The following is a 25775-nucleotide window of genomic DNA, read 5'->3' as shown; positions in this document are numbered from 1 at the left end:
ACTATAATAAGGTAGAATAATGAATCTTATAAGAGGGTGCGTACCTATATGAATGTTAATCAATTTGTTAAACTACATCGAGATGAATGGAAAGAACTAGAAATAATAGTAACAAACTTACATAAAAGAAAAAATATAACCGGAACACAATTAAGACAGTTTCATCGGCTTTATCAAAAAATTGCCCAACATCTCTCCTATAGTCAAACTTTTTTTCCAAACGAAGAAGTGACTCCTTATTTAAATGGGCTTGTCTCAAAATCTCATAACCTTCTTTATAAGGACCAAATATCTAGCTGGAAACAGGCACGTTACTTTTTCGGGACAAAATTTGTCGGTTTACTTGCTGAACAATGGAAGTTTGTTCTACTAGCAATGCTTCTTTTCACTTTAGGTGGTGTAGGAAGTTTTGCGGCTGTGGCGAGTGACCAACTTCTATTATATTCCATACTCCCTCCTGAAATGGCAAATAGTTTTGATCCAATGAGACTTGGAGAAATTGATGGACAAGTTGATGCACCATTAATGTCAGCAAGTATTATGACGAACAATATTCAAGTTGCCTTTTTAGCATTTGCTGGTGGAATAACGTTTGGACTATTAACAATCTATGTATTAATTTATAACGGTATTATTGTCGGGGCTATTGCCGCTTTATTTTGGCATTATGGGAAAACCTATGAATTTTGGGCCTATATTGTTCCACACGGGATGATTGAGCTTACAGCAATTTTCATTGCAGGTGGTGCCGGGTTATTAATGGGATATAAGCTAGTTGTACCAGGAGACTACTCAAGGGCTTACCAACTAAAAGTACAAGCAAAACGTTCTGTGCAACTATTACTAGGGACGATCCCTTTATTTATTATTGCAGGTGTAATAGAAGGCTTTATTACACCTGCAGCTATCTCACTAGAAACTAAATATTTTGTAGCTATCTTAACAGTATTAGGCTTAATACTTTATATTGGGATTGGAAAGTTCCGTAGCCAAGCTAATTCCTTACAATAGCCCTCTATTAATCATATCAATATAATACGAAACAGCTGCTGTTGCTAGTTTTTCTTCACGGGCCTCTACCATTAGGAGGCCTTGTTTTTCCCATTTTATTTTCTCTCGTTTTTTTACCATAATCTGTTGCTGGGCCATACTCTTTATCATGGCTTGTTGTACGTTTTCAGGCTCCATTTTCCCTCTAGATAGAAGCGCCTCATCTTCTACACCAATCATCAGAAACATATGCCTTTGTCGCAATCGTTTTAAATAAACTAGTGCATTTTCTTCATATAAAAATGTTTGAATATCACTAAATAGCAAAATAAGACTACGTTTCTTTTGAACAAGCTGTAAATAATGGAGTACTTCTCCGTAGTTAGATTCCGCTGCCTCAACTTCAAGATTATAAATTGCATGCAAAATCGTTTGAAGGTGTACCAAACCTTTTGCTGGTGGAATAAAGACTTTGACTTTTTTCGAGAAGGCAAGGACTGCAACATAGTCACCTTTTTGTAAAGCAGCTGCAGTGACAGTTAATGCTGCCTCAATAGATTTTTCCAAGCGATTTCCATGCTTCAATTCGGCACCCATCATTCTGCCACAATCAATTAAAACGGTAATATATTTACCATGCTCTGGTTCATATTCATTGGTCATGACTTCTTGGAGCTTTGCAGTTTGTCGCCAGTTAATTTTCCGAGGATCGTCTCCAACCACATAAGATCGAATTTTTGCAAATTCACCAACACCACTTTTGTGTTTTCTAACCATTACTCCGTCATAATTTAAAAACTTCTGTGCATTTTCTAAAAACTGCTTTGTTTCTGTCATATCAGGAATTACCTTAACCGAATTCTTTATTGAAAAACTAATTTGCTTTTCCCATAAACCAGCCATACTTCTATATCGAATATATATCTTCTCAACACTATATAGTCCACGAGTAGGCGCTTTTGTTTCATAGCTTATTTTGGATCCAGATTCCTTCTTTATCATCCCTGTCAAAGGAAATGGACGATCAAAGGATTGTGGCAGTCCATCAATGATTCTTAGTCTAGTATCATAAATAGACGAATTCACTATATCAATTGCCACTTTATAAGTAATACCTCTTTCCATTTCATTAGAGATGGAGCGCTTAACCGTTATCTGTTGTTTTTTAGGGGTAAAAAACAAGTCGAATAAACTAAATAACAGAATGGCTATATTAGCTAAAATAACAAACGACCAAGGTAATACCCATCTTGTTCCTAATAGGAGTATTAAAGAAAGTAAAGTGAACAATAACACTAGTTTTTTAGTAGGTACAATGCCCCTATCTCGGAACAGGAATCGCCCCCACAAGCTCTTCAATAATTTGATCAACAGTCGCTCCCTCCAATTCCATATGAGGAGATAATTGTATACGATGTCGTAAAGCTGGTTTGGCTACCATTTTAATATCATCAGGTGTCACATAATCCCGTCCGCTTAAGTAAGCCCAAGCTTGTGCTGCTTTACCGATAGAAATCCCAGCACGTGTACTTGCTCCAAAACGAATGGAATCAGACTCTCGTGTTTGCCGAACAATTTGCATAATATAATGTAGAACACTCTCACTTACCGTTATTTTTTCTATTTCTTTTCTAATAGCTAAGAAAGATTCCAAATCTAAAACAGACTGAACCTTAGTAGTGTCGAAGCTCTTATCAATAACCTGTCTTAAAATACTTGTTTCTTCATCTAAAGATGGAAAATGGATATGAAGTTTAAAGAGAAAACGATCCTGTTGTGCCTCTGGTAATGGATAAGTCCCTTCAAATTCAATTGGATTTTGTGTTGCTACAACGAAAAATACATCTGATAAAGGATAGGTTTCTCCTTGAATTGTTACTTGTTTCTCTTCCATTGCTTCTAGTAAAGCCGCTTGCGTTTTTGCTGGAGTACGATTGACTTCATCTGCAAGTAATATATTGGTGAAGATAGGCCCTTTCAATGTTTGAAAGACTCCTTCCTTCAAGTTGTATATGGTACTTCCAGTTATATCACTGGGTAATAAGTCTGGAGTAAATTGTATACGAGTGAACGTTCCACCTAGTAAACTTGAAAGTGTTCGCACCATTTGTGTTTTACCAGTACCAGGTACTCCCTCTAATAGCACATGTCCTCCTGAAAGAACAGCAGATAGCAAGAGTTTCAAATTAAGAGTTTGCCCTAAAATTCGTTGTTCATATTTTTCAAGTAAGGATGCTAATTCTGGTTTCATCCCTCTTCCACCTCTTTCCTTAATTGATCCAATTTTTTTGACCATTCCAAATATTCCTGTTTACTCACGTTCTCTTTTGCTAAAACAGTTGATAATTCTTTCAAGAATGCTCGAATTTCCTCTAGGTTTTTATTTTTCAATTTACGATCTAATTGATCTGCACGATCGATCCATGCTTTTTTTACCGAAATACCCCATCGTTCTTGTAACATATATTTCACATAATCAGCTTGAATGACTAAAGAGTCCTGATAGCGTTTCCCTCTAATATGCCACGCAGCTAAAGCTCGTAGACTCTCATCACTAAAGCGAACGTATTCCTCTCTAGGAGAAAGTATAGGACCAAACCTTTTCCCTCGTTTCCATAGAAAAAGTAGGGAAAGTAAAATCCCTTGTAACATTATTAGTAAAAACCACTGTGGGTAGGTGGAAAGTATTGTAACATTGTATTGATCTCCGTGACTAAACTCATCAAATAAAATTACCTCTCGATGTTGAACCTCTTCTCGTAAGATCGACAAAATTAGTGAAAGATGATCTTCTTTTACTATAAATTCATTTGTCATCCATTGCGGTGTGTTGAAAACTATTAAAGACCCTTTTCCAAATGAACGTGTTAGCGCGATAGTTCCTTCTGAGTCAACTAGTAATATTTGATCATCGTTCTCAGCAGAAAGGCGAATGGGAGAATTAATTTGCGCTTCAAACTCCGTACCGGTTTGATTTGTTAGTTCCATTGTAGCTTCACTTGGAGGATTCTCTATGTATTCAGTATTCAACCCAAACATAGAATTTGGATTTCCCATTAAGAGTAGAATGGTATTTCCGTTTTCCAGAAAACTTATATAATCTGCCATTATTTTTTCATTCGGAACTGTGTATGGTTCTACCATAATGAGTAATTGATTATCACCTTTTGGTAAGAGCTCAGGAGATTCATTCCACCGGTTAACCGCATTGGTTTCGTTATCTAAGTATGTATAAAAAGCTTTTAATCCAGTCGGTGAAGGAGAGTGTGTGTCATATGAAAGATATTCCTGTGGATCTTTTGAAAGAATAAAATAGCTACCTAACATAAATAAGACAAGTAAAGCCGTTAGCCATAGCCAACCTCGATTTTTCGACATCTTACTTAACAAATTTTATTCCTTCCTCCTTTCATCTAAGACATCATTCTGTTCTTTCCCGAACCACTTTAAAGCTTCATTACGATAAGGGATATATTCTTCTTTCTGAATCTGCTGTTTTCCATATGTTGCACGATCGAATAATAAAGCGAAATTAAAAAAAGTAACGGCACTTTCTTTGTGAACTTTACGGAGCTCCTCATAGTACTCCCAATTTGTTTTCCATATCCTAGCTTCTAACCAAGTCTTTTCGTGAAAATATAAAAGTAAAGCAAGAAACAAATGACGTGTAGATAAAGTATAATCACCTAAGGTTTCTTGTTTTTTTGATTCAGTTAAATGTTGATAATACGTCCATTCCAGTTCATTTTCGGATTGAAAAGGTTGTTGATTACGAATCGAGCGGTCTCGTCGATGTTTACTCATGATCATAATAAAAATAATCACTAACGTCACAATGACAAGGCAAATGACTACAAACAATATATTGCCTGCTGTACCACTTGTCGCCTCTAAGGAAGGGAAAAACTTGGTTAGCAATTCTGCTAACCAACTCAGTAATTTATCCCATAGAATTTCAAATGTGTTTCTTGTGTCTACGTAATAGTCTTGATATTCCTTTTGTTGTAAGATGTTTTCTAACTCTTCTCTTGCTTTCTCTTCATTTAACAATGAATCATCACCTAACTTTCACTAGGAAGAAGGAATTATTAGCTAACATGATAGTCGTCGATCATATCTTTTAAATCATCTGCATCATGTCTCGTTTTTAAATCTAAGTACATAACAGCATATCCTACTGACATAATAAACGTCGTAAATAATGTAGCAAGACTTACAATCATTCCCAGAAGTACACTATTACCTAAAAATAATGTAAATGACAACTCTATGGCAAAACTAATTGAACTAATAATTAAAAAGAAAATGATATATAGTCCCATGGAAACCCAAGTGCGTCCTTTTGAAAGTTTCCAACTTCTAGATAAACCAGGAGCTTGCTTATCAATAACAACAGAACCAAAGTAAAAACTCCACCTTGTTAATAAGTACCCTACCAAAATAGCAGTACCAATCGCTAAAAATATTGTAACAATAATTCCTATAACTAAATCAAATGCCACTATAAAAAATCCAAAAAATACTACTAAGAATATAGCTGGAGCAATTATGAAAAACATTATAATTCCATAAAGAATACTACTACCAATAATTGGCCAAAAACGACTAAAGCTCCTCTTTATTAATGATCCAGCTGTAAAGTCTTCATTATGCTTTAACTGATTAACCCCATAAAGAATAGCAGCCTGTGCAACTGGATACATAAAAAAGCTTATAAGGCCTACTAGTATCAGACCTATGTCAGCACCGAGATTAGAAGTGATTACAGGTTCCGTCTCATCAAAGCTAGCCATCAATTGTTCCAACCAGCCATTACCTTCCCCAACTTCTCTTAAAAAACTTGTTCCAGCAGCTAACTGAATGATAGCTTGTAGCAGGTAGATTGGTCCTACTAAAATGAGAAAAATCATAAAAAAATCTTTAAAACGGTGTTTACTTAATCGAAACGTGACATCCAAAATCTCTCCAAACCCTTTTGGCTTGTTTAATTGTTCTCTCATACATTAAATCCCCCTATTTTCTATTCCAAATGTTGTCATATCGACTATTTTACCATTATTTTCACAAATTTCGAGTAGTAAATTAATATTTTACTAGAAAATATTAGACTATTCACATTAACAGTTAAAGAGGCTAGGACATACATTAAATTCCCAGCTTCATTTACGAACAATTTAACCTAAAGAGAGCCTCAATATAAAGGATCTGTTAAACAACCAAACGAAATAAATACGAACTTATGCAATACTCTACTTAGAATTTCGCATAATAGTTCGTATTTTTCTTTAACTAATATTCTTTTGTCCCAGCCTCTTATAGCGAATACCTTTATTAGAATAAAATCTTAATTTGTAACACCAGCTTCTGAAATTTTAATTGCAGCGTTTACTTCAATAGGTATATTGGGATAAAGGTCTTCCCATTTTTTTAAATCCCATTTCCTCGATCGATGCCTTACTTGAAATCCAATACCTAAAGGATCAATGTTTAACTCTTGAAATTGACCAATTAACCTTTCAGCCTTAAACTTAATATCCTCCTCCATTTTCTTCTCGATTTCTTCCTTTATCTCACTAGTTAACTCTTGACCTGAATACTCTTGAATGATGGCTTCTGCTTTAACTGTTAATGAAATTTCCGGATTAGTTTCTGCATTCTTCACCTTATATTTTCTCGTCGAATGCACATGAAAGACAGATGCAAAAATACCTTCTTCCCCAAGACTCACTGTTAAAGTTGCATCTGAAGTGAACTTCTCATTAATAAACATAAAAATGTAGTTATCTTCTCCTTTAATATAATCGATGTATTTATCTTCTTTGAATAAAGCAATTCCTTGAATAATAGCTTCTTTATCATCCATCTTTAAAAAAGGGAGAATGGGATCTCTTCCCTCTTCATGATAGTTTTTTGTAAACAAATGGAGGTTTGTTTTTGGAAGTATGCCGCTTTCTATATTGTGTTCAATTAAATTTGAAAGGTACATTCCGTTATCTGTTTCCCCATATTGGATTTGTAAATGCTTTTTCAAATCTCCATCTACTACCGCAAGAAACATATTAGCTCCTGTGGATGGATCACGTCGAAATGTATCGACAATCTCATGTATTCCTTTTGCTGCCAATTTTTTATCATATAAGGCAACTTCAATTTTTCCACTTACAAACGGTTTAGGTGACTTTCTATTCAGTTGATCACGAATTATCTTACTTAGAGTTGAAGAGGAAGTGTATGTTTTATTGATAACAGCAAGGTCTGGTTTATATATCGGAACAACAGCAGTAGCTATTAGTGTATTTTCATCATCTCCTAATTCAAATCCTGCTGCAGTAGCTAATTGAACATCATCTAATATTTTTTGTTTTAAGCAACCAGTCAAAAATAATGGCAATAGAATGATTACTATACAAAGATACTTATTCATTTTTTTTCCTCCTTACCTTTGAAAGGATAAGGTATAGTAGAAATAAAATAGGGACGTAAACAAATTCTGAATATAAACCTACTCTTGTAGTCCATTTACTTAATGTTAGAATATCTTCTCTCTTAATAAAGAAAAAACTTAATATCAGAACTAATACGATGATCCCCATCATTGCATGTTTTTGGTTCATATGAAAAATCTTCTTAAATCCTCTTGAGGCTGCCCAAAAAAGGAGACATACATTTGGCAAGATTATTACTGCCCAAGAGGTAATGCCTATATATTCGAACCGCTCTACTACGGGCATTTCGACAATTTTCCATAGGGTCAATGTGGCCCACAACTGTTTAGATAATTGTTCTTCACTAAAATAGCATAAGGAAATAACTATTATTAAAAGATAAGTAAGCATCGTTAATAGAGCGCCTAATTGAGCCCATTTTTGAGAGCTTTTCGCTTCTTTTATAAACGGATAATAAAATAAGATGGTGGAAAATCCTAAATAACTTAGTGTCATCTCCTGTGAAGCTTTTCCCATCTCTTGAATAGAGTGATTCCAAACAGGGAGCAAGGATAGGAAATCTGCATAAGGAACAGGGAAGAAAAATGTAAGGATTAAATAAGCTGGTATCACTACTCCTAAAAAACAAATGCCCGCTACTGTTCTGAACCCACCAAAAACGCAGTAGAGTACAAGCAAACCAAATAAAAGTGACATCAAAAATACACTGATCTCTGGGAACATCCACACCCGAATTACTTCAAAATAGGAAAATAAAACCGTTATTCCCACACTTGTAAAGTAAGCTACCCAAATTAGACTAAAAAAATTACCCAACCATTTACCAAAAAGAAACTTATGGATGTCAATTAGATCCATTTGAGCTCGATTCAATAACTGATAGATAATCCAAATTATGATGTGAACACCTATTCCAGCAAGTATTACAACTATCCAAGAATCATTACCAGCCTCAGCAACAAGTGATTGCTGAAACCCCAAAATTCCAACACCAACTTGAACAGAATGAACGAGAAAAAACACAAAATATGGAGATACTTGAAAGACTTCGTTTATTTTCTTTGTCATACAAACCTTCCTATGAGTAAAACTCGTCAATGTCTTTAAGCTTTTTCTTATTATTATTATTTGGTTTAAATCTGACAGTATCTTCTGACTGAACTTCAATAGGACGCTTGGATTGAAGAGTAAACGGTAACCGTATAATAGCATCTCTTAAATCTGCAAGCCTTAAAGGGTAAATAGGTTCTAAAAATGGTCTTCCTAAAGAAGTTAACCGCAACAAGTGAATCAGCAAGAAACAAAAACATAAGGTTACGCCTAATAGCCCTAAAAAGTGGGCTGAAATTAAAAATGGAAACCGAATTAAACGAATAGTATTACCCATCTGGTAGACAGGAGTTGTAAAGGAAGCGAGTGCAGATAATGCCACAATTATTAGTAATACATTACTTGTAAGTCCTGCTTCTACAGATGCAGTTCCGATTACAATCCCGCCTACGATACCAATTGTTTGACCTACCTTTGTAGGTAGTCTTGCGCCTGCTTCTCGTAACAATTCGATTGCAAGTTCTAAGATAATCGCTTCTAATATAGGTGGTAAAGGGATTGGACTTCTGGATGTAACCAACGTACTGACTAAATCCTTTGGGATTAATTCATAATGATACGTTAAAACCGCCACATAGATCGGAGTTACTAAAATAGAGAAAATAACAGCGAATAGACGAACCAACCTAAAAAATGATGCGATAATCCAATTTAAAAAATAGTCCTCAAAAGCAGAAAAAAATTCAAAAAGTGTTGTCGGACCTATTAAACCATGCGGGGCACCATCAACAAGTATGACAATTTTCCCCTCGGCTAAAACAGATGCCACCCTATCTGGTCGTTCTGTATCAATGAATTGAGGAAAAGGGGAATTATTATTGTCTTGAATTAACTGAGTAATATAAGAACTATCATTTATTTGATCAAATGTAATATCTTCAATTCTCTGTATAACCGTGTGAATATTCTCACTGTTAGCGATATCTTTTAAATATACAACTGCGACTCTGGTTTTCGACAGCTTTCCAACGACAAATTCTTTTACCTCTAACTCAGGTACTGGCAGTCTTTTACGCACCAAATTTAAATTCACATCTAGTGACTCGACAAATGCCTCTTTGGGACCAACAACACTGAATTCTACTTCTGGTAATGATACTTGTCGCCCTTTTTGTGCAACTGCTGGTAGTAAAGCAACAGTTGAGTCTTCCCTGTTTAATTGGATTGCAATATATCCGTATAATAAATACTCTTTAATTTTAGTACAATCATCCGTTTTTTTTATATCATCAATCGGTATTTTTTGAATTAACTCTTCTAAAGTACTTAATTGGAAGTTATTGAAGCAAGGTAGAATATCTCTTTGAATAATATCGTTCTCTACTAATGAACTAAAGTAATATAAATGGAAAGGTGTATTTGCTTGATGATAGACAGAGTGAATAAAATCATCGGATTTTTTGAATTCTTCCAGTAATTGATTAAAGGAAGTCAACTTTTCTTCAGTTGGTGGTTCTTTAGGTTGTTTGTCAGGTACTAACTCTTTTCCATCTGCATCAGTATCCTCAATGTCTCCAATGTTATTGAGTAATTTTTTTATATTTCTTCGTTTCATTGCCTTCACCTAACTCTGTATAGAATGGATATTTTTGTTATTATCCCTAGAAAAAGGATAAACATACGATGAAAGTACTAATCTTTACATTACATGGCTTTCTACTCTGAAAATATGGTCTCACCTTTAAACTCCCTGTAGATCTCCGTTGCAGGGGAGACGTGGATACTTTACGCTCTTCTTCATCATCCATGGTGCAATTTTTCGTTTCATTGTTTAGGTTGGTCAGCTATTGTAGGGGTTTGTAGAAAAAATAGAATGGGGTCTGTTCTTTATTGTTTAGATATTGGGGAGATAACGAAGGGATGAAAAAAAGCCCTTCATCTCGCTGGTATGACAGAAGATGAAGGGCCGATTTTAATGAAGTGGTTTATTCCACAACTGTTTAAATTTTGAGTAGAAAGATTAGTAATTCAAAAGTTTACTTCCACTTTTTATCGATATATATTTTTCTTTTTTTGCATCAACACTAAAACAGGTACAATCTACTTATCTTCTGTTGCTACATCTTGTAATAAAGGCGTTTCTACTACTTTCATTACAAACCAACCACTTATAAACAAAATCAAAGAACCTATGTAAAAAATTAAATCTATCGTAAGAAAATCGATTACATAGCCTCCTGCTATTACAGCAAAGCCAGAAAAAATTGAGATCCAAAAGTGATAATGGCCAATAGCACGGCCGCGACTATTACCGTCCGTAAAATCAGCAATAATAGCTTTTTCACTTGTTTTCTGCATGGCACCGAAAACTCCTAAAATAACTTGTAACAGGTACACTTGCCAAATAGTCGTAACCAATGGAAACAATAGAAATAGGGTAGCCGTTCCCCAGGCGTTTAATAAGAGAAAGATTTTTCTTCCCCATTTGTCGGAGTACGATCCAATCCAACGATGAACTAACGCTGCACTTATTGTAAATAAACCATAGGCGAGACCAAACTCTGAAAAGTTTCCGCCAACCTCTCTTAAAAAAAGAATATAAAACGGAAACACCAGCCCTGTTCCAAACAACACAACACTTTGAGAGATGATCACCCACTTAAGATTCATTGTGAGCATATCTTTCATAAAAGTTATTGAAGAATCGTTCATCTGGATCGTATTTTAGCTTGTGTTCAAAGAATAAATTTACTTTCGGATATGCAGCACGAATTTGGTCATTGGTTGGATATAATTGATACGTTAAATAATACTTTCCATCTAAGGCTATTGCTGCATCGACCATTCTTTGAGTAGCTTGCTCCATATGTTTTTTTCCTTTATCTGATAGCTTTTGATTGAAATAGAGGACAAGTGCAAAGGTCTCCTCCTCTGAGTATCGTAGCATTCCTTCGTCATGCTTAGGTGTATAGCGCACTGTCACATTCAGTAAATTTAATTCTTCCTCTTGAACAATTTCTCTTAGAGTCTCGACAAAGCTAGCGAAATTTTCAGTGGGAATAAAGTATTCTTGTAATATATCAGTGTCTCTAGAAGATTCATAGTCTAAAAATTGTATAGGAGGCTTCATTGCATTATTACGACTCACAATTTCCCCTTCTGTACCATCTCCATAAATTCGCTTTTGAAGGTACCAAGTTAAGGTTTTTCCCCAGTCATATTTTCTTGATAATCCAAGAAAAAACTTGTCTCGTTGAACATTTTTCTCTTCTTTAAGCGTTCTAAGTTCTTCTAATTCTGTGCTTGACGGATAATCTTTATCCCCTTCCTCTAATTTTTCAAAGGTTGTCATATACATTTCGTCTAACAGCGTTTCGGGTGTTACTGATAGGCGAGCGAAATGTAGACCAATATCGTTATTACCTTTAATATGTTTCTGAAAATAGGTATAGTAATCTTGATAATTCATTTTTGTTGTTTTGGAAACATAGAGCTCATCTTCTGTTAGTTCGATAGTCACATCCAAAATCACTCCAAACAAACCATAACCACCAATCACTAGATGAAATAGTTCTTCATTTTCGTTTCTACTAACCTCCAAAATGGAACCGTCTGCTTGTAGTAGTCGAAAGGATTGAACAGTTTCAATAATCGGTCCGTAGTTCGGATCTCGTCCATGAACATTAGAGCTCAATGAACCACCGACAGTAAATACATTAGACGATTGCATCACCTTAACCGATAGCCCAAACGGATTTATATAATCTTGAATTTGATTCCAGGTAGTTCCACTCTGAACTGTGATGGTTTTTGCATGTTCATCGAAATTAAGTATTTTATTGTAGCTTCGCATATCCAACCATAAAGAATCTTCATAAAAAGAATGACCACCTTGACTATGTCGGGTTCCAGCAATCGATATCTTTAAATTTTTTTCTCCCGCTTCTCGTACTGCCTGTTGTAGCCCCTCCTCTACCTCCCCTTGTATTATCTTTTGTACTTTTACTGGATTTAATCTACTTACATCCTGAATTAGTAGATCATCCGAAGTTTGATTTTGATAAAAAGAATAGCTGAATATTCCGCTATATAGTAGTAGTGCTACTCCTAAAATTAAAACTGTTTGCTTCTTTCTTTTGCTACGCATCATCATACTAATCCCTCGTTCTTTACTAGTTTCACTTTTTAATATTACCAAATAATAGAATAATCAGATAGACGTAAAATCAAAATAAAGAAACATCTATCATAGACATTCTTTTAAGAAATTTATTATGTACATTAAGTAGTATCGTTTATCCGATAAGTAAGTCTATTTTCTACTAACTGAATGTACACCATAATTAGATTCAGCCTTCCGTCAGTACAAAAAGAATAACCAAACACATAGATATAGTTGGTTTTTTATCAGCCATTAACAACTGACATCTAACCATGCACTACTATCTGTTTAAGTGCAAAAAAACGTGCTAATATAGGGAAAAACATAGTTGGAGTGAGGATACATGAAGGAAGGTTTAATCATTAAATTGTATCGTGAGCGAGCTGGCTTAACACAGACGCAACTAGGAGAAGGTATTTGCTCAGTCACTCATGTAAGTAAAATCGAAAGAGGAAATACACAATATTCATCAGAGATAACAAATTTAATTTGCCAGAGACTAAATATTGATTTACAAAAGGAAAAAGAACAGTATGATCTATTAGAAAAGAAGCTACAAGAATGGCTCGAAGTAATGGTAAAACAACAAATGGAAGACTTGGAGCAAATAAAAAAAGAAATTGAAGATAATACATATGTTCATATTTCGGAAGTACAACACTCTTATCGTATTTTATTAGGACGATATTTTATATTAAAAGGTAATCTAAGTAAGGCAAAAGATATATTAGAAAACTGCCAATCAAAGTGGAATCTTATCGATCGCTATGAAAAGCATTTACTCGACCATACTTGGGGAATCTATTATTTTTCACTAGGAAAAAGCAAGAAAGCCATTGATTATCTTAAGAATATAAATCCAATTGAATATAATAACCATGAATTTTACTACCACCTCGCATGTGCATCGCATCAAATACAAGCTAAAGTAAAGGCTTACCATTACGGAAATTTAGCTCTTTCTTATTTTAGAAAAACAAACAACTTTAAAAGAACACTAGATACTGAAACGTTAATGTTACTCCAAATTGGCTACAATGACATATTTCATTTTGAAGAAACTGTCCAAAAATATCATTCGTTAATAAAAACCTGTCATACATTTAAGGAAATAGCAAAGGAAACCATGCTTTGGCACAATCTAGGAGTAGAGTATGAGAGAAAAGATTGTTATGAGGAAGCGAAACATGCATTTAATAATGTACTAGAAAAGAGCAAACAAACGAACTATCTTAAAATGGAACTATTTGCGTTAAGGGGATATATTCATTGTTCCCTACAATTAGGGAATTACAGCAAAACAGAAATGAGTGCTTTATTTGCAAAAGGAAAAGCATTAGCTAAGAGACAAGGGAATGAAACCTTTCTGCATGTTTTTTATTTGCTTGAAATAATGATGGACACTGGAAAGAACAACGACTACTTCGAATTTTTGAAAACGACCTTTCTTCCGCATTTAAGAGAAGTTGGCAATCTGTCACTTCTCAGTATGTATGAAAAAGAATTGTTTTATCACTATCGAAATACTTCTCAGTACCAAAAAGCAAATGAAATCGCTGCAAGGTATTTGGAATATTACGGATAACATTTAAGTGTAAATATACCTGAAGGTTATAAAAGAACATGCAATTAACTTTGTAATTTTGTCTATATCTCTTGAATATTCTAAAACTAGGAGAAGAAATTAATATTAGAAAGGATGCCAGTTGGGTGAAATACCTAGGCATCCTTTTCCTACATGTAATCCCAATTAATTGGACTATTCTAATCTAGATAATGCTTCCCTCCCCCTCTCTCTTGACAGATTATAGGATTGCCATGTTGCTTTTTCTTCCTTTAGCTCCCTTTTCTTATTTTCAAGCATAAGCTTTAGCCCATTTACATTTGGATTCTTTTCATATAATTCAACTAAAGGAGGGATAACTGTATATGATAGATTTCCAAGATACTCTATGTCAATCTTCCCTGTTTCCTCATAACGTTCGATGTTTTTCGTAACAATATATTGATCTATCCCCACGATATTTAGTCCAACATAGAATAAGAGACTGGACATTAAATAAAAGCGCGATAGAATTAAACGATTCGCCCAAACCTTAATAAGTGTATAGACGAACATGACAAATAGATAAATCATCGCAGCATGAGCAAAAATTCTAGTATACGTAAACCCATAAGCTGCTTCATAAAGCAGTAATCGGATAAACGCAGAGCCTAATAATACGCTACTACATACAATCAATAAAGAAAGCAATACCTTTACCATTCGGAATTTATCTTGTATCGTAAATGACATTGTAAAGATTAAAATAACATAATTAATACATGTAACTAGTAACAGTTCAAAAAAACCTTTTCGTGCATATTCTGCATAGGAAAGCCCGTTCTGAAGTGTGCCGCTAAAGAAATATTGGAACTGTACCGCGATGAAAAGAACATAAATAAGATTAATAACTAGGAGAATAGTGGTAACAATTATAGCATCCCAGTTTTTTTGTCTTTCTTTTAGGATTACGGTCGCAATATTCGTTTTCTTCCCTACTACTTTTAAATAGCAGTAAAAGAGAATAGTCAAAAAGCTGATGAACAAAACACGCCATAAAATATCCGTTTGAAAGCTAAAAAATATATCGGGTATCGATGAAAGCACTCTCGAAAATTTTTCGTCAGCCGAGGACAAAAGAGTTGTAATGACAAAGAGTAATGGAATAGAAATTATTATCCCTATACATACCTTTTTACCTGTTTGATACGTATCTTCGTTCACTCTTCTTTTTAGTTTTCTTCCTGAAAATTTGGACGTTACTTTTAAGAAATGAAAAAACTGTGAGATTTTTTTTATTATAAGTACCACAAACATAGACGTATACCAATTTGTTTTTTTGGAACTAGTTAACAAAACAGTATGAAGAACTACGAGTATTGGAAGCAGCAAATAGTTCAATCCATAAAAAATCGGATTTGAATAGATGGTAAATGTCAACGTCAACACCCAAATTGCTAGAAATAAGAATCCATTGATTTGTTTATGATGCAATGCTCTTTTACGATGTTGATAAAAGAAAAAACTATAAAAAGCTGCGATAAAAACACTGTACGAAATTCCAATACTTTCGATAAAAATAGTCGCTTCTGCTACTATTCCCAATACAAGACATCCGATAAAAAATAACCACTCTTTTTTCATTTTTTATACTCCCTTTCAACTACATAGTTATTCTATATAGATAAATAAAAAAATACTGAGAATTTCTAAATAGTTAAGTAAAAAGTACACCTAGAATTTCTATATAGTACTTCAAAAAAAATTAGATAGACCGAATCGTTCCCCAACGATATGCGGCATAACTAATTGGAAACAAGATTAATGTACAAACAATACATATTGCAATAAAACTTGGAGTTAACAGAGGACCAAACCAACTTTCAGGTACTACACGGAAAATCACTAGCAACATCAACACCAAATTTGGGATAAGTGAAAAATAAAAGGTATTCCTCAACAATTTTCTTCCGCCAAGTCCAAACTCTTTCCCTATTTCATACCCTAGAAGTACCCAGAAAAACATATATAAGAGAATCAATAAAGTTGGGATACTCGTCAGTATATTCCACAGTATGCTGATAAACGGAAAGGGTAGGAGATTATACATAACAGTTAAACTAATACCGCTGATAAAAAAGAACAGATTGACAGAAATAAAGGTCCATTTCATTTTTGTTGGAGTAATATCGAGATTTTCTTTATAACAAGCTGCGATATCCTTTGGAGCTCCGAAGCGTAGAACGATTTTTCCCATTGCCTCTTTCTCCTCTAATCCTTCTATCTCAATGAGATCAGCTAACATTTCTGATAGATGTAAATCATATTCTCTCAACAATTCTTCACAATTCGGAAGTTTCTTAAGTTCTTTATGCAATTCTTCTAAATATGCTTGTTTAGATTGAATCATATCCTTTTCTCCCAATTACCTTATCAATGGTTTTTACAAAATCCTGCCACTCACTCGTTTTTTCCTTCAGAATCGTCTTTCCTTCATCAGTGATGCGATAGTATTTTCGAGCTGGTCCTTTATCAGGCTCTCTCCAATATGCCTCGATGTAGAGCTGCTTCTCTAATTTGTGTAATGCTGGATACAATGTACCTTCTTTTACCTGTAACACGTTCCCGCTACGAGCTTCCATCTCTTTCACAATTTCATAGCCATACATATCCTTCTCTGCAAGGAGCTGTAACAGGATTAAAGAAGTACTCCCTTTAACTAACTCACGGTTAAACATAGTTTTTCACCTACCTAGAATAAAAAGGTACTGTTTCTGATTTCATCTTACCGAAATATTCAAATGAGCGCAATATTTATTTTATTCATTAATTAAGATTTTTCATTAGTATACCTATGTTCATACTTTGGAATAAAAAATTTAACACGGTAGGAAACTACAGTTGTTACAACTATTTTAGGGGGATGAAAATATGGATTATTATAAGAAACATGAGTTGAAAAAAATCAGTCCTAATACAGAAGAATATGCACTAGTAATTCATCTTGATTCACAGTTTACAGAATTTGCTGAAGAATTAGGCACAAAACCTCGCACGAAGGAAAATATAAAAAAGACAGCCTTACTATTAATAAGTAAAAAATATCCAGGAATAAGAATAACTGTAGTAAATGTGATGATGGGAGGGATGATTGTTTCCTCCCTGCCACTTCTCACTAATCCGCAATCTGTATCAGCGCAAGGAAATACCACTGCTACTCAGACAACACAGGCATCAGCTATTTATTATCATGTTTTACCAGGTGACACACTCTGGTCTTTATCTAAAACGTTTAACACATCCGTTGATTTTATCAAAAAAGGAAATAGTTTAAAATCAGATACGTTGCAATTAAACCAAAAATTAATCATCCCTAAAGCTTTTCATACTGTTGCAGTTGGTGATTATCTATCTGTATTAGCTAGAGACTATAATTCTAGTGTAGCAGCTATTCGAGAAGCAAATAACTTAACAAGTGATAATGTTCGATTAGGGCAACTATTACTCATACCAGTTCTCGTTAATCAAAAGGGGTCATCATCATCTCCAGCACCTACCCAACCGCCTGCACAAGAGGAGACTAAAACTTATACTGTTGTTTCAGGCGATAGCTTATCTGTAATTGCAAAAAGATTTGGTGTTTCTTTAGAAACGATTCGAAGCGCAAATAATTTATCTTCTGATGTAATCCGAGTTGGGCAGAATTTAATCATCCCATCTGGTAATCTGACTAGTACTACTCCTGAAAAACCAATCAATAATCCTGTACATACAGTGATTGCTGGAGAGAGTTTATCAGTCATAGCCAAACACTATGGTGTTACTGTGGATGCCTTACGAACGACGAATAATCTTAAGTCAGATATTTTACAGCTTGGACAAATACTTATCCTTCCGAAAAATAATGGAAATAGCACACCTGTTCCGGATCCTACTCCTGAACCTGTACAAACACCAAAACCAACGCCAGAACCAGCTCCAGCACAACCAAATACTACTTATACTGTAGTTGCGGGCGATAATTTATGGAAAATAGCACAGCTGTTAGGAACGACGATTGATGCCTTGCGAAGCACAAACAATCTACAAACGGATAATCTGCAGATTGGCCAGACATTAATCATTCCTACTGGTGGAGAGCAAGTTACTCCATCTCAACCAGTGGCACCGCCAACTTCGAAACCAACACCTGAACCAATACCAGTGCAGCCGATTACCACTACTTATACTGTAGTAGCAGGCGATAATTTATGGAAAATAGCACAGCTGTTAGGAACGACGATTGATGCCTTGAGAAGCACAAACAACTTACAAACGGATAATCTTCATATTGGTCAAGCCTTAATTATTCCTATTGCGGGAGAACAAATAGCTCCATCTCAACCGACTATACCGTCTGAATTAAAAATATCCACATTTACTTATCGGGTCATATCAGGAGATACCTTGTCGCTTATAGCAAATCGCTTTGGCGTGACGGTTGACTCTATTCGATCAGTAAATAACTTGAAGTCAGATGTTTTACAGATAGGCCAAGCGTTAGTAATACAAGAAGGTAAAAACGCTCCTGCTCAAACAAATAGTAATACACTTACCTTTACTTCCTACAGAGTTGTTTCAGGTGATACGCTCTGGGGATTAAGTGTACGTTACGGCTTGCCACAATCAGAATTAATGCGAGCTAATAACTTAACTAATAGTAGTGTGTTAACTATAGGACAAATGCTAACTATTCCTGTTCACCACATAGCTGTTAAAAGTACTGTCAGCGAAAAACACGGCGAGCTCTTAGATTGGTGGACAGAAGCTCAATATGTATTCTCGATAGGTAAGACCGCTAAAGTAACAGATTTTGCTACAGGGAAAAGTTTTTATATTAAGCGAACCATCGGTGCAAATCACGCAGATTCGGAAACGGTATCTGTTATTGATACTGAAATTGCTAAGTCCATTTGGGGTGGTTTTTCATGGACGCCAAGAGCTGTAATTGTCGAAGTCGATGGTAGGAAACTAGCTGGAAGTATGAGCTTTATGCCACATGATGTCGAATATATAGCCAATAATGGGATAACTGGCCATTTTGATGTATATTTCTCTAACAGTACTCGCCATAAAGATGGTATGCCTGATCCAACACACCAACTGCAGGTAGAACGTGCAGCAGGTATCAGGTAGCTATAAAGATAAGATTAGTGAACTTAATAAACACACACCACGACTTTTCTGTGGTGTGTGTTTCATTTCATATTAAACTTAATTGATTAATTATACTCAGATCCGTCATCTTTATGTTTTGCTTTTACTGTTAGTTCAGCGTTATATGTTACTCCTTGGTATTCATTTCCTGCATGCTCATCTAACTTAATTGCAAAGGATAAGTCAATATACTCATCGGAATCAAGCTGCCAGAATTCGTTGATATGACCTGATTCAGCTCCATCTCCTAGTAATACTGTCTTTTCACCAATATTCCCAGCTGTCTTTTGTTTTTCTTCTACATTTACAAATCCATAAATCATTTCTACTCCAGGTGCAATCTCTTTAACGGTTGGTGCAGAAAAAGTTCTTTCATTTGTTGTACCATCAAAAAGTTCTTCAAACGCAAGTTGAGCTGCTTCTAATGTTTCATCATCTAATTGAACCTTGTATTTATAAGCAACATAGCCAAGCTTATATGTATCAACTGATACTTGTTTATCTAGTTGTTGATGAAGTGTTGCTTGTAAATGAGCATCCATCGTTCCGGTGTTCTCTAAAGTCATCCAATCACCCCATACTAATTGAGAAGGAGCGAAGTTATCGATAGAAACAATACTCGTACTAATATCTTCTCCGTTATTTAACTGAAGTGTTCCGTTTATGATTTCTCCAGTGGCTTTCACTTCAGATGTAAACCATGAATAAGTGCCATAGCTTCCTCCAATTACGATTGCTCCAGCTAAAGTTGCTCCTAATAATGCTTTTTTTGCAGCTACTAATTTTTTCATTATCTTTTCTCCTTTAAGATAGTATTTAGGCTTTTTTTCCTTTCGGCGTAACCAATTTTTCATAAACGGTTAAAAAAACAAATCCTGTGAAGGGTAAAACTAAAAACAACATAAATCCTATAGGTTGAGAGAGTAAATTTGAAAACAGTCCGATTTTTGGAATCGATAGTACCTCTTTGCCTATAAAATTATCAGCAACGACAATCTTTTCATCTGAGGTATTATTATTGTCTCCTTGAGTTATTAACCCAGCTTGTCCATTCTCTTCCACGATCTCAACGACCCTATGGGTAATGAACTTATCGGCCTCTTCCCGGAAAGTGACAACATCTCCAACTGCAATATTGTCGTCTAATGGAATTCGTTTGACAAAAACTAAGTCACCTGTTTCCAAATAAGGATTCATCGAATTAGAAAGGACAACTAACGGTGTATAACCAAAGAATTGAGGTAAATCAGCCCCATTTTTTTTGGCTTGATAGATAGATACAGCCATGTAGATAATCAATATTAGTAGTAGGAAAAATACTAATTGTGCTATTCTCTTTCCCTTTTTGTTCTTCATAGATGTTCACCAACTTTATTTAGTTTGGATTAGTAAAGCCTCTCTCTCGATAATTCCCTCCCCTCTTTTTATTAAATATGTCACAGGTTAATAAGCGTGTAAATTGGGATAATTCTGTTTGCTTCCAAACAAAAATGTTAGACAAATAGTAGTGGTTTTAGGTCCTAATAACTAGCTAATTTAGCAAGTATCTAATTTTTATTATCATTTATTCCTATTCCTCTTTCTTTCGGTTCAAAAAAATAACCCAAATCCGTCACTTTTTCTGATAAAATGACCTTTTTTATCAAAATATGAAAAAGCTGACTAACAAAAAATTGTTAGTCAGCTTTTAACTGTAAAGTAAAAAATAAGGAATATAATCGCGTGTTATATTCAGAACAATTAATCAAACACAAAGAAAAAAGAGCCTCTCACAAGTTTAGGAGATAGCTCTTCTATATATCCGTCACTTTATTACTTGTAAAAAACTTTATCTACATTATATTTCGATTCTAACTCGTTAATAATGTATGTTTCATAAATCTCTCTTTCCATTGGGTCCTCCACGATGCATACATCAATTCTGTACACCTCATCACGATGGTTTTTAATGGGAGAGACATTGTCTTCAAAATGTTTTTTAACGCGTTGTCTAAGCTTTCTTGCTTTTCCAACAAAAAGTAGCTCGTCATTAATGTTGAAGAATAGGAAGATTCCGCCCAAGTCTCTTGGAATCTGGTGAAGGTCGATAAATCCATTGATTGGAGTGATCATGGGTTCGTTATCTCTTCTTATTTGTTGGCGCTCTGTAATAGATATGCTCGGTTTTGGTATGTCTATTTTTATCATGTTTAGTCACGTCCTCTTTTTCTGTAGAGATATATGGTATCACACATGTGTGGGAAAAGCTATTGTAGTTACGATCAGTTTGATTGGAAAAGCTTTAATTATTTTAGCGCACCACCTACATCATAATGCTTGATATCCAGTTCAGTCGCTTCTCCTAATGCAAGATTAGCAAGTTCTCTTCCTAGATATGGACCACTCGTTAAACCGGATGCACCCAGTCCATTAGCTATATAGATTCCTTCTATGTTTGGCAATGGTCCGATAATGGGTAAAAATCCAGGAGTAAATGGCCTGAAACCAACTCTAGTTTCCAATAACGTACTAGAAGCTAATCCTGGAGCAACTTCTACTGCTTTACTTAGAATACCATTGACACCTTCTGCAGTTACTCGGTAGTCAAAGCCGACATTATCCTCATGTGTAGCTCCTACTACCACTCGACCGTCTTCAAAGGTTAGTATGTATTGATTATTTGGTGGCATTACTACAGGCCAATGGGAAGTTTCCGTGTCTGGCAGCTCAAGGTGAACAATTTGGGCTTTTTGAGGTGTTACAGAAAAGTGCACCCCTAACGGCTCTAATATTTGCTGAGCCCATGCTCCACCAGTAATGACTACTTTATCAGCATGTATCAAGCGATCACCTACAAAAATTCCAGTTACTTTACTTTCCTTAAGTATTAAAGATGCTTCTCCCTCAAGAAAGGTAGCCCCATGCTTTTTTGCGGCATTTATGAGGGCGGTTCTTAGTGCCCTACCGTTAACACGTGCTCCACCACTTATAAAAACTGAACCGAATTCTTCGGATAAAGGTGGAAAGAGGTTTCTTGTTTCAGAAGGCGATAAGATTTTTATTTCTCCTATTTCAGGGGCATCCTCTCTACGATTTTTTGCTCGTTCAGCCATTTTTTCAAGTTTTTCTAGATCGCTATGTATACTTAATGCACCTACTTGACTATAACCTGTATTCTCTTCCCCATCAGCTTGCAATTGTTCGATTAATTTAGGATAAAACCTTGCTCCATTTTTGACTAACGTATACCACGCTTTGTTTCTTCTCTGTGATATCCATGGACAGATAATCCCAGCTGCTGCATCCGTAGCTTGGCCCTTGTCAAATCGGTCTACTAATGTGACATCTGCGCCAGATCGCGCCAAATGATACGCTGTAGAAGCACCTAGAATTCCTGCCCCTACTACTATTAACTTTTGCATATATGAAACACCTTTTCAGATAGATTTGCTTTTTAAGCTACAGAATATTATGCCTTAACTATCAATAAAAACCAAGTATTGTGTTTTTCCATTGTTTCTAATATAAAAGGAGGAGTCCATTTAAATAAGCACTCTTATCTAAATGGACTCCTCCTTTGTTTACTTTTTTTGTCTTTCTGTAAGCTTGCCATCCTCAATGTGTAGCACTCTGTCACATAGATCTAACATTCGCTTATCATGAGTTACCATTATGGCAGCTTTATTCATATTTTTCACTTCTCGTGACAACATTTCCACTACCTGTCTTCCTCGATCCGAATCAAGACTTGCAGTAGGCTCATCAGCCAAAATCAGATCAGGGTTGTTCATGAATGCCCTCGCAATCGCGACTCGTTGTTTTTCCCCTCCGGACAACTGATGGATCTTACTATCTTCTCTGTGAGCAAGTCCAAGATCATGGATGAGTTGTGCCGCCTTCGTTTTATATTCATTATTTCGTGATTTGTTAATATCACTAACCAACAATAGCTGATCTTTAACTGATAAAAATGGAATCAGATTTGAAGATTGAAAAATAAAGCCAATATTGTTTAAACGAACCTTTGTTAACTCGGCAGGTTGATATTTTGATATGTTTTCATTATCAATAAAAATAGAACCGCTCGTTGGAGTTAATAGTGCCCCGATAATGGATAACAGGGTACTTTTTCCTGATCCGGAAGGTCCTTCGATTGCAATGAACTCTCCTCTATTTACTTTTAGTGAAATACTTTTTAATACCTCAATCTGAACATCGCCATCCATGAATGCCTTCGATACATTTTCTAGCTTTAATACGCTACTCATTATTCCACCCTCCCAATTGCATCTAGTGCATCTGCTTTGTACACCTTAAAAACAGAAATGATTGAACCAATAAGATTAAGAAATAAAAATATTACTCCTGTCCATGCAACAAGAGAAACGGATAAGACAAAAGGCATATCAGCAGGTAACACTTGTGTCATTGCAAAAATTGCTAACAGACTTAACCCTAGGCTGGCAATGGTAATGATTACTACTTGCAGTATAATACTTTTTGCGATATATCCTGTATTAGCTCCAATCGCTTTTAAAATTCCGAACTGATTCGTTTTTTGTATAGTTATTACATAGAAGAAGACGGTCGAAACAAAAGCAGAAATGAAAAATAGGAATACTTTCATCATCGTTAGAGAGGCTTGAGTCTCCTTATAACCAGGCATTGCCTGAACTACTTCATCTTTTGTAAACGTGTCAAACCCTGTTATTATTTCTTTTTCTCCAATATATAGAATTGCATTGTTTGTATTCAAAGGTAAAAGATTCATTTCTTCCCAATAAGCTAAATTCGTATAGATAACTGGTAGGTGACTATAGGTTTGATTTTGTGTGAATCCGACTATTTTAAACTCTATATTTAAATTTTCATCTACCAAAACGTCATATAATGTGTAGCCTTCATTTTTAACGGATTCATTTACAATTACCTCATTATTCTTCAGCTCTTCAATCTTTTTCCCTTCAATCACAGGAGGTAAGGAAATATTCTTCGTATTCACTGCAAAATAGACGACATCCGCTTTTTTATTTTCTTTTTTTACAGAGGATAGTTTAATAGTGAATGGGGTTGCATTTTTTTGGTCAATTATTTGGTTTATTTCCGACGTATCCTGCTCATTAATTTCTGACTTTGTTATATTTCCTTCCGCATCCTTATTCATCACAATATAGTCTGCTGGTAAGTTTTTTAAAGATGAACTATCTGCATTAGACAATCCAGAGGCAAGGCCATTAATAAAGAATAAAAGAAATAGAATAGCTACCATAATTAGTCCTACTAAAATATACTTTAACTTAGATTGAGAAAGCTCTTTAATTGCTAAAAACATTCAAACCCCCGCCTTCCTGAAGATTACCATTTGTTTTCAATATACTTTTCATCGAACGCCCTCCTTGTTATTAGTAATACCTACCAAGAATATAGGAAAACTAGTAAGCTAGGAATGTACCTAAGGTGTAATCTTAATAAGCCTATAGGTTTATTAGTTCTTAAACAACTAAAAAATGGACTAAGCTAAATAGCTCAGTCCATTCCGTAGATATTCCTTTTATTTCCCTTAGCCAACCTTTACCCTCTGCAATTTTTTCGTTACTTCCCATACTCTTTTTGCATCCATTTCTAGAATAGTTTTCACGTCCCGACCAAACCATTCTAGCGATGCTTCGACCTCCATCAAGGATAAAATGGAAGTAAGATATTGGTCATAATCAATTTCACCTTCAAATAAAGGGACCATCCCCTCTCTTGAGCCCGCCGCAGCATAGACATTATGCGGGTTGAAAACATGTAACTGGTTGCGTGAAGCAATATTTTTAAAATGAAAATGAGAAATAAATGGTTGTAGCTTTTTCACAGCCTCCAGAGGATCCGTCCCTGACTCCCACATATGTAACACATCAAAGTTAACTCGTAGAGCTGGGTGATCTACTTCCTCTAGAAGTTGTAGCGTGGAAGGAAGATTATCTGTTAAGGTGTTTGGATGCGTTTCTACTAGTAAATATTGACCTTCTTTATACAAATAATCACAAATCTGATACAGCCGTTTAACTAACTGAACTCGCTCTTCCTTGGTTGTTTCAGCACTTGCTTTTTGGCCAGCAAAGGTACGCAGCTTTGTCGTTCCCCAAATATGCCCAAGGGCAGATAGAGAATTGGTGGCGATCATCGTTTCCTGTAAAGGAACTTCTAGTGGAAGGTAATCACTAATCATACTTGTATGTAAGCCATATGTTTTTAACCATTTCTCATTGTAGTGTGGCTCTGCACTAAGGTGTTTAGCATGAATTCCCCATAATTCGATTCCTTGGAACTGATGCGTCTGTGCCCACCTTGCAAGTTGATCTAAGGAATGTAAATGATGGCGAAATGAAATGGTGCATAGGGATAACTTCATCTTATTCCCCTC

23 protein-coding genes are annotated in these 25775 nt (G+C 35.2%); 3 read left to right on the top strand and 20 right to left on the bottom strand.

The genetic code is table 11. From position 1 onward, the window contains the following. The first annotated feature begins 48 nt into the window (after positions 1 to 48). Positions 49 to 1011 (top strand): stage II sporulation protein M, encoded by a 963-nt coding sequence (locus BK580_RS11670; RefSeq protein WP_078380492.1) that lies wholly within the window; start codon positions 49 to 51, stop codon positions 1009 to 1011. Here BK580_RS11670 and BK580_RS11665 read toward each other — a convergent pair. The 10 genes from BK580_RS11665 to BK580_RS11620 all read right to left on the bottom strand — a co-directional run bounded on the left by BK580_RS11665 (position 1003) and on the right by BK580_RS11620 (position 12636). Further along, a complete protein-coding gene (locus tag BK580_RS11665; protein ID WP_078380491.1) occupies positions 1003 to 2361 on the bottom strand; it encodes a DUF58 domain-containing protein in 1359 nt (452 codons plus the stop codon). The two genes, BK580_RS11670 and BK580_RS11665, sit on opposite strands and share 9 nt — an antisense overlap. Then, positions 2312 to 3241: an AAA family ATPase gene (locus BK580_RS11660; protein ID WP_078380490.1), complete on the bottom strand. Its 930-nt coding sequence runs from the start codon at positions 3239 to 3241 to the stop codon at positions 2312 to 2314. Before BK580_RS11660 ends, BK580_RS11665 begins: the two co-directional genes overlap by 50 nt. Further along, on the bottom strand, positions 3238 to 4380 hold the full coding sequence (locus BK580_RS11655) for a DUF4350 domain-containing protein (protein WP_078380489.1): 1143 nt from the start codon (positions 4378 to 4380) through the stop codon (positions 3238 to 3240). Before BK580_RS11655 ends, BK580_RS11660 begins: the two co-directional genes overlap by 4 nt. A gap of 3 nt (positions 4381 to 4383) precedes the next feature. Beyond that, on the bottom strand, positions 4384 to 5040 hold the full coding sequence (locus BK580_RS11650; protein ID WP_078380488.1) for a hypothetical protein: 657 nt from the start codon (positions 5038 to 5040) through the stop codon (positions 4384 to 4386). Between the two features lie 38 nt (positions 5041 to 5078). After that, positions 5079 to 5990: a hypothetical protein gene (locus BK580_RS11645; protein WP_078380487.1), complete on the bottom strand. Its 912-nt coding sequence runs from the start codon at positions 5988 to 5990 to the stop codon at positions 5079 to 5081. A gap of 344 nt (positions 5991 to 6334) precedes the next feature. Then, complete coding sequence (locus BK580_RS11640; protein ID WP_078380486.1) at positions 6335 to 7414, bottom strand: Ger(x)C family spore germination protein; 1080 nt, start codon at positions 7412 to 7414, stop codon at positions 6335 to 6337. Beyond that, a complete protein-coding gene (locus tag BK580_RS11635; protein ID WP_078380485.1) occupies positions 7407 to 8504 on the bottom strand; it encodes a GerAB/ArcD/ProY family transporter in 1098 nt (365 codons plus the stop codon). Before BK580_RS11635 ends, BK580_RS11640 begins: the two co-directional genes overlap by 8 nt. A 10-nt stretch (positions 8505 to 8514) precedes the next feature. Continuing rightward, positions 8515 to 10101, bottom strand: a complete 1587-nt coding sequence (locus BK580_RS11630) for a spore germination protein (protein ID WP_078380484.1) — start codon at positions 10099 to 10101, stop codon at positions 8515 to 8517. Between the two features lie 485 nt (positions 10102 to 10586). Continuing rightward, complete coding sequence (locus BK580_RS11625) at positions 10587 to 11156, bottom strand: MFS transporter (protein ID WP_139364881.1); 570 nt, start codon at positions 11154 to 11156, stop codon at positions 10587 to 10589. Further along, positions 11146 to 12636, bottom strand: coding sequence for an FAD-binding oxidoreductase (locus BK580_RS11620; protein WP_078382744.1), 1491 nt, complete (start codon positions 12634 to 12636; stop codon positions 11146 to 11148). The genes BK580_RS11625 and BK580_RS11620 overlap by 11 nt, the downstream gene beginning before the upstream one ends. Positions 12637 to 12991: 355 nt before the next feature. Between BK580_RS11620 and BK580_RS11615 the strand changes: the two genes are divergently transcribed. Further along, positions 12992 to 14233 (top strand): helix-turn-helix domain-containing protein, encoded by a 1242-nt coding sequence (locus BK580_RS11615; protein WP_078380483.1) that lies wholly within the window; start codon positions 12992 to 12994, stop codon positions 14231 to 14233. Between the two features lie 174 nt (positions 14234 to 14407). On the opposite strand, the gene BK580_RS11610 is transcribed toward BK580_RS11615, so the two are convergent. From BK580_RS11610 to BK580_RS11600, 3 genes are all read right to left on the bottom strand, one after another. Then, on the bottom strand, positions 14408 to 15835 hold the full coding sequence (locus tag BK580_RS11610) for a DUF4153 domain-containing protein (RefSeq protein WP_078380482.1): 1428 nt from the start codon (positions 15833 to 15835) through the stop codon (positions 14408 to 14410). A gap of 121 nt (positions 15836 to 15956) precedes the next feature. Beyond that, positions 15957 to 16601 carry a DUF1700 domain-containing protein gene (locus BK580_RS11605; protein ID WP_078380481.1) on the bottom strand — a complete coding sequence of 215 codons (645 nt, stop codon included), beginning with the start codon at positions 16599 to 16601 and terminating at the stop codon, positions 15957 to 15959. Continuing rightward, positions 16588 to 16929, bottom strand: a complete 342-nt coding sequence (locus BK580_RS11600) for a PadR family transcriptional regulator (RefSeq protein WP_078380480.1) — start codon at positions 16927 to 16929, stop codon at positions 16588 to 16590. The genes BK580_RS11605 and BK580_RS11600 overlap by 14 nt, the downstream gene beginning before the upstream one ends. A gap of 193 nt (positions 16930 to 17122) precedes the next feature. Here BK580_RS11600 and BK580_RS11595 point away from each other — a divergent pair, with 193 nt between their 5' ends. Continuing rightward, positions 17123 to 19366: a LysM peptidoglycan-binding domain-containing protein gene (locus BK580_RS11595; protein WP_078380479.1), complete on the top strand. Its 2244-nt coding sequence runs from the start codon at positions 17123 to 17125 to the stop codon at positions 19364 to 19366. Positions 19367 to 19452: 86 nt separating this feature from the next. Here the strand turns inward: BK580_RS11595 and BK580_RS11590 are convergent, their stop codons facing one another. The 7 genes from BK580_RS11590 to BK580_RS11560 form a co-directional block, all read right to left on the bottom strand. Continuing rightward, positions 19453 to 20178 (bottom strand): TasA family protein, encoded by a 726-nt coding sequence (locus tag BK580_RS11590; protein WP_169864951.1) that lies wholly within the window; start codon positions 20176 to 20178, stop codon positions 19453 to 19455. Between the two features lie 25 nt (positions 20179 to 20203). Next, a complete protein-coding gene (locus BK580_RS11585) occupies positions 20204 to 20743 on the bottom strand; it encodes a signal peptidase I (protein WP_078380477.1) in 540 nt (179 codons plus the stop codon). 456 nt (positions 20744 to 21199) lie between these two features. Continuing rightward, positions 21200 to 21574 carry a nucleotide excision repair endonuclease gene (locus BK580_RS11580; protein WP_078380476.1) on the bottom strand — a complete coding sequence of 125 codons (375 nt, stop codon included), beginning with the start codon at positions 21572 to 21574 and terminating at the stop codon, positions 21200 to 21202. A gap of 98 nt (positions 21575 to 21672) precedes the next feature. Further along, complete coding sequence (locus tag BK580_RS11575; protein WP_078380475.1) at positions 21673 to 22788, bottom strand: NAD(P)/FAD-dependent oxidoreductase; 1116 nt, start codon at positions 22786 to 22788, stop codon at positions 21673 to 21675. 159 nt (positions 22789 to 22947) lie between these two features. After that, complete coding sequence (locus BK580_RS11570; RefSeq protein ID WP_078380474.1) at positions 22948 to 23634, bottom strand: ABC transporter ATP-binding protein; 687 nt, start codon at positions 23632 to 23634, stop codon at positions 22948 to 22950. Then, the gene (locus BK580_RS11565; protein ID WP_078380473.1) at positions 23634 to 24698 is read right to left on the bottom strand and encodes an ABC transporter permease; all 1065 of its coding nucleotides are present in this window, start codon (positions 24696 to 24698) and stop codon (positions 23634 to 23636) included. The genes BK580_RS11570 and BK580_RS11565 overlap by 1 nt, the downstream gene beginning before the upstream one ends. Before the next feature lie 228 nt (positions 24699 to 24926). Beyond that, on the bottom strand, positions 24927 to 25763 hold the full coding sequence (locus BK580_RS11560; RefSeq protein WP_078380472.1) for a sugar phosphate isomerase/epimerase family protein: 837 nt from the start codon (positions 25761 to 25763) through the stop codon (positions 24927 to 24929). Positions 25764 to 25775 lie beyond the last annotated feature (12 nt).

This window comes from Sutcliffiella halmapala (genome assembly GCF_002019665.1).
Taxonomy (GTDB): domain Bacteria; phylum Bacillota; class Bacilli; order Bacillales; family Bacillaceae_I; genus Sutcliffiella_A; species Sutcliffiella_A halmapala.
This window is presented reverse-complemented; position numbering and strand designations above follow the sequence as displayed.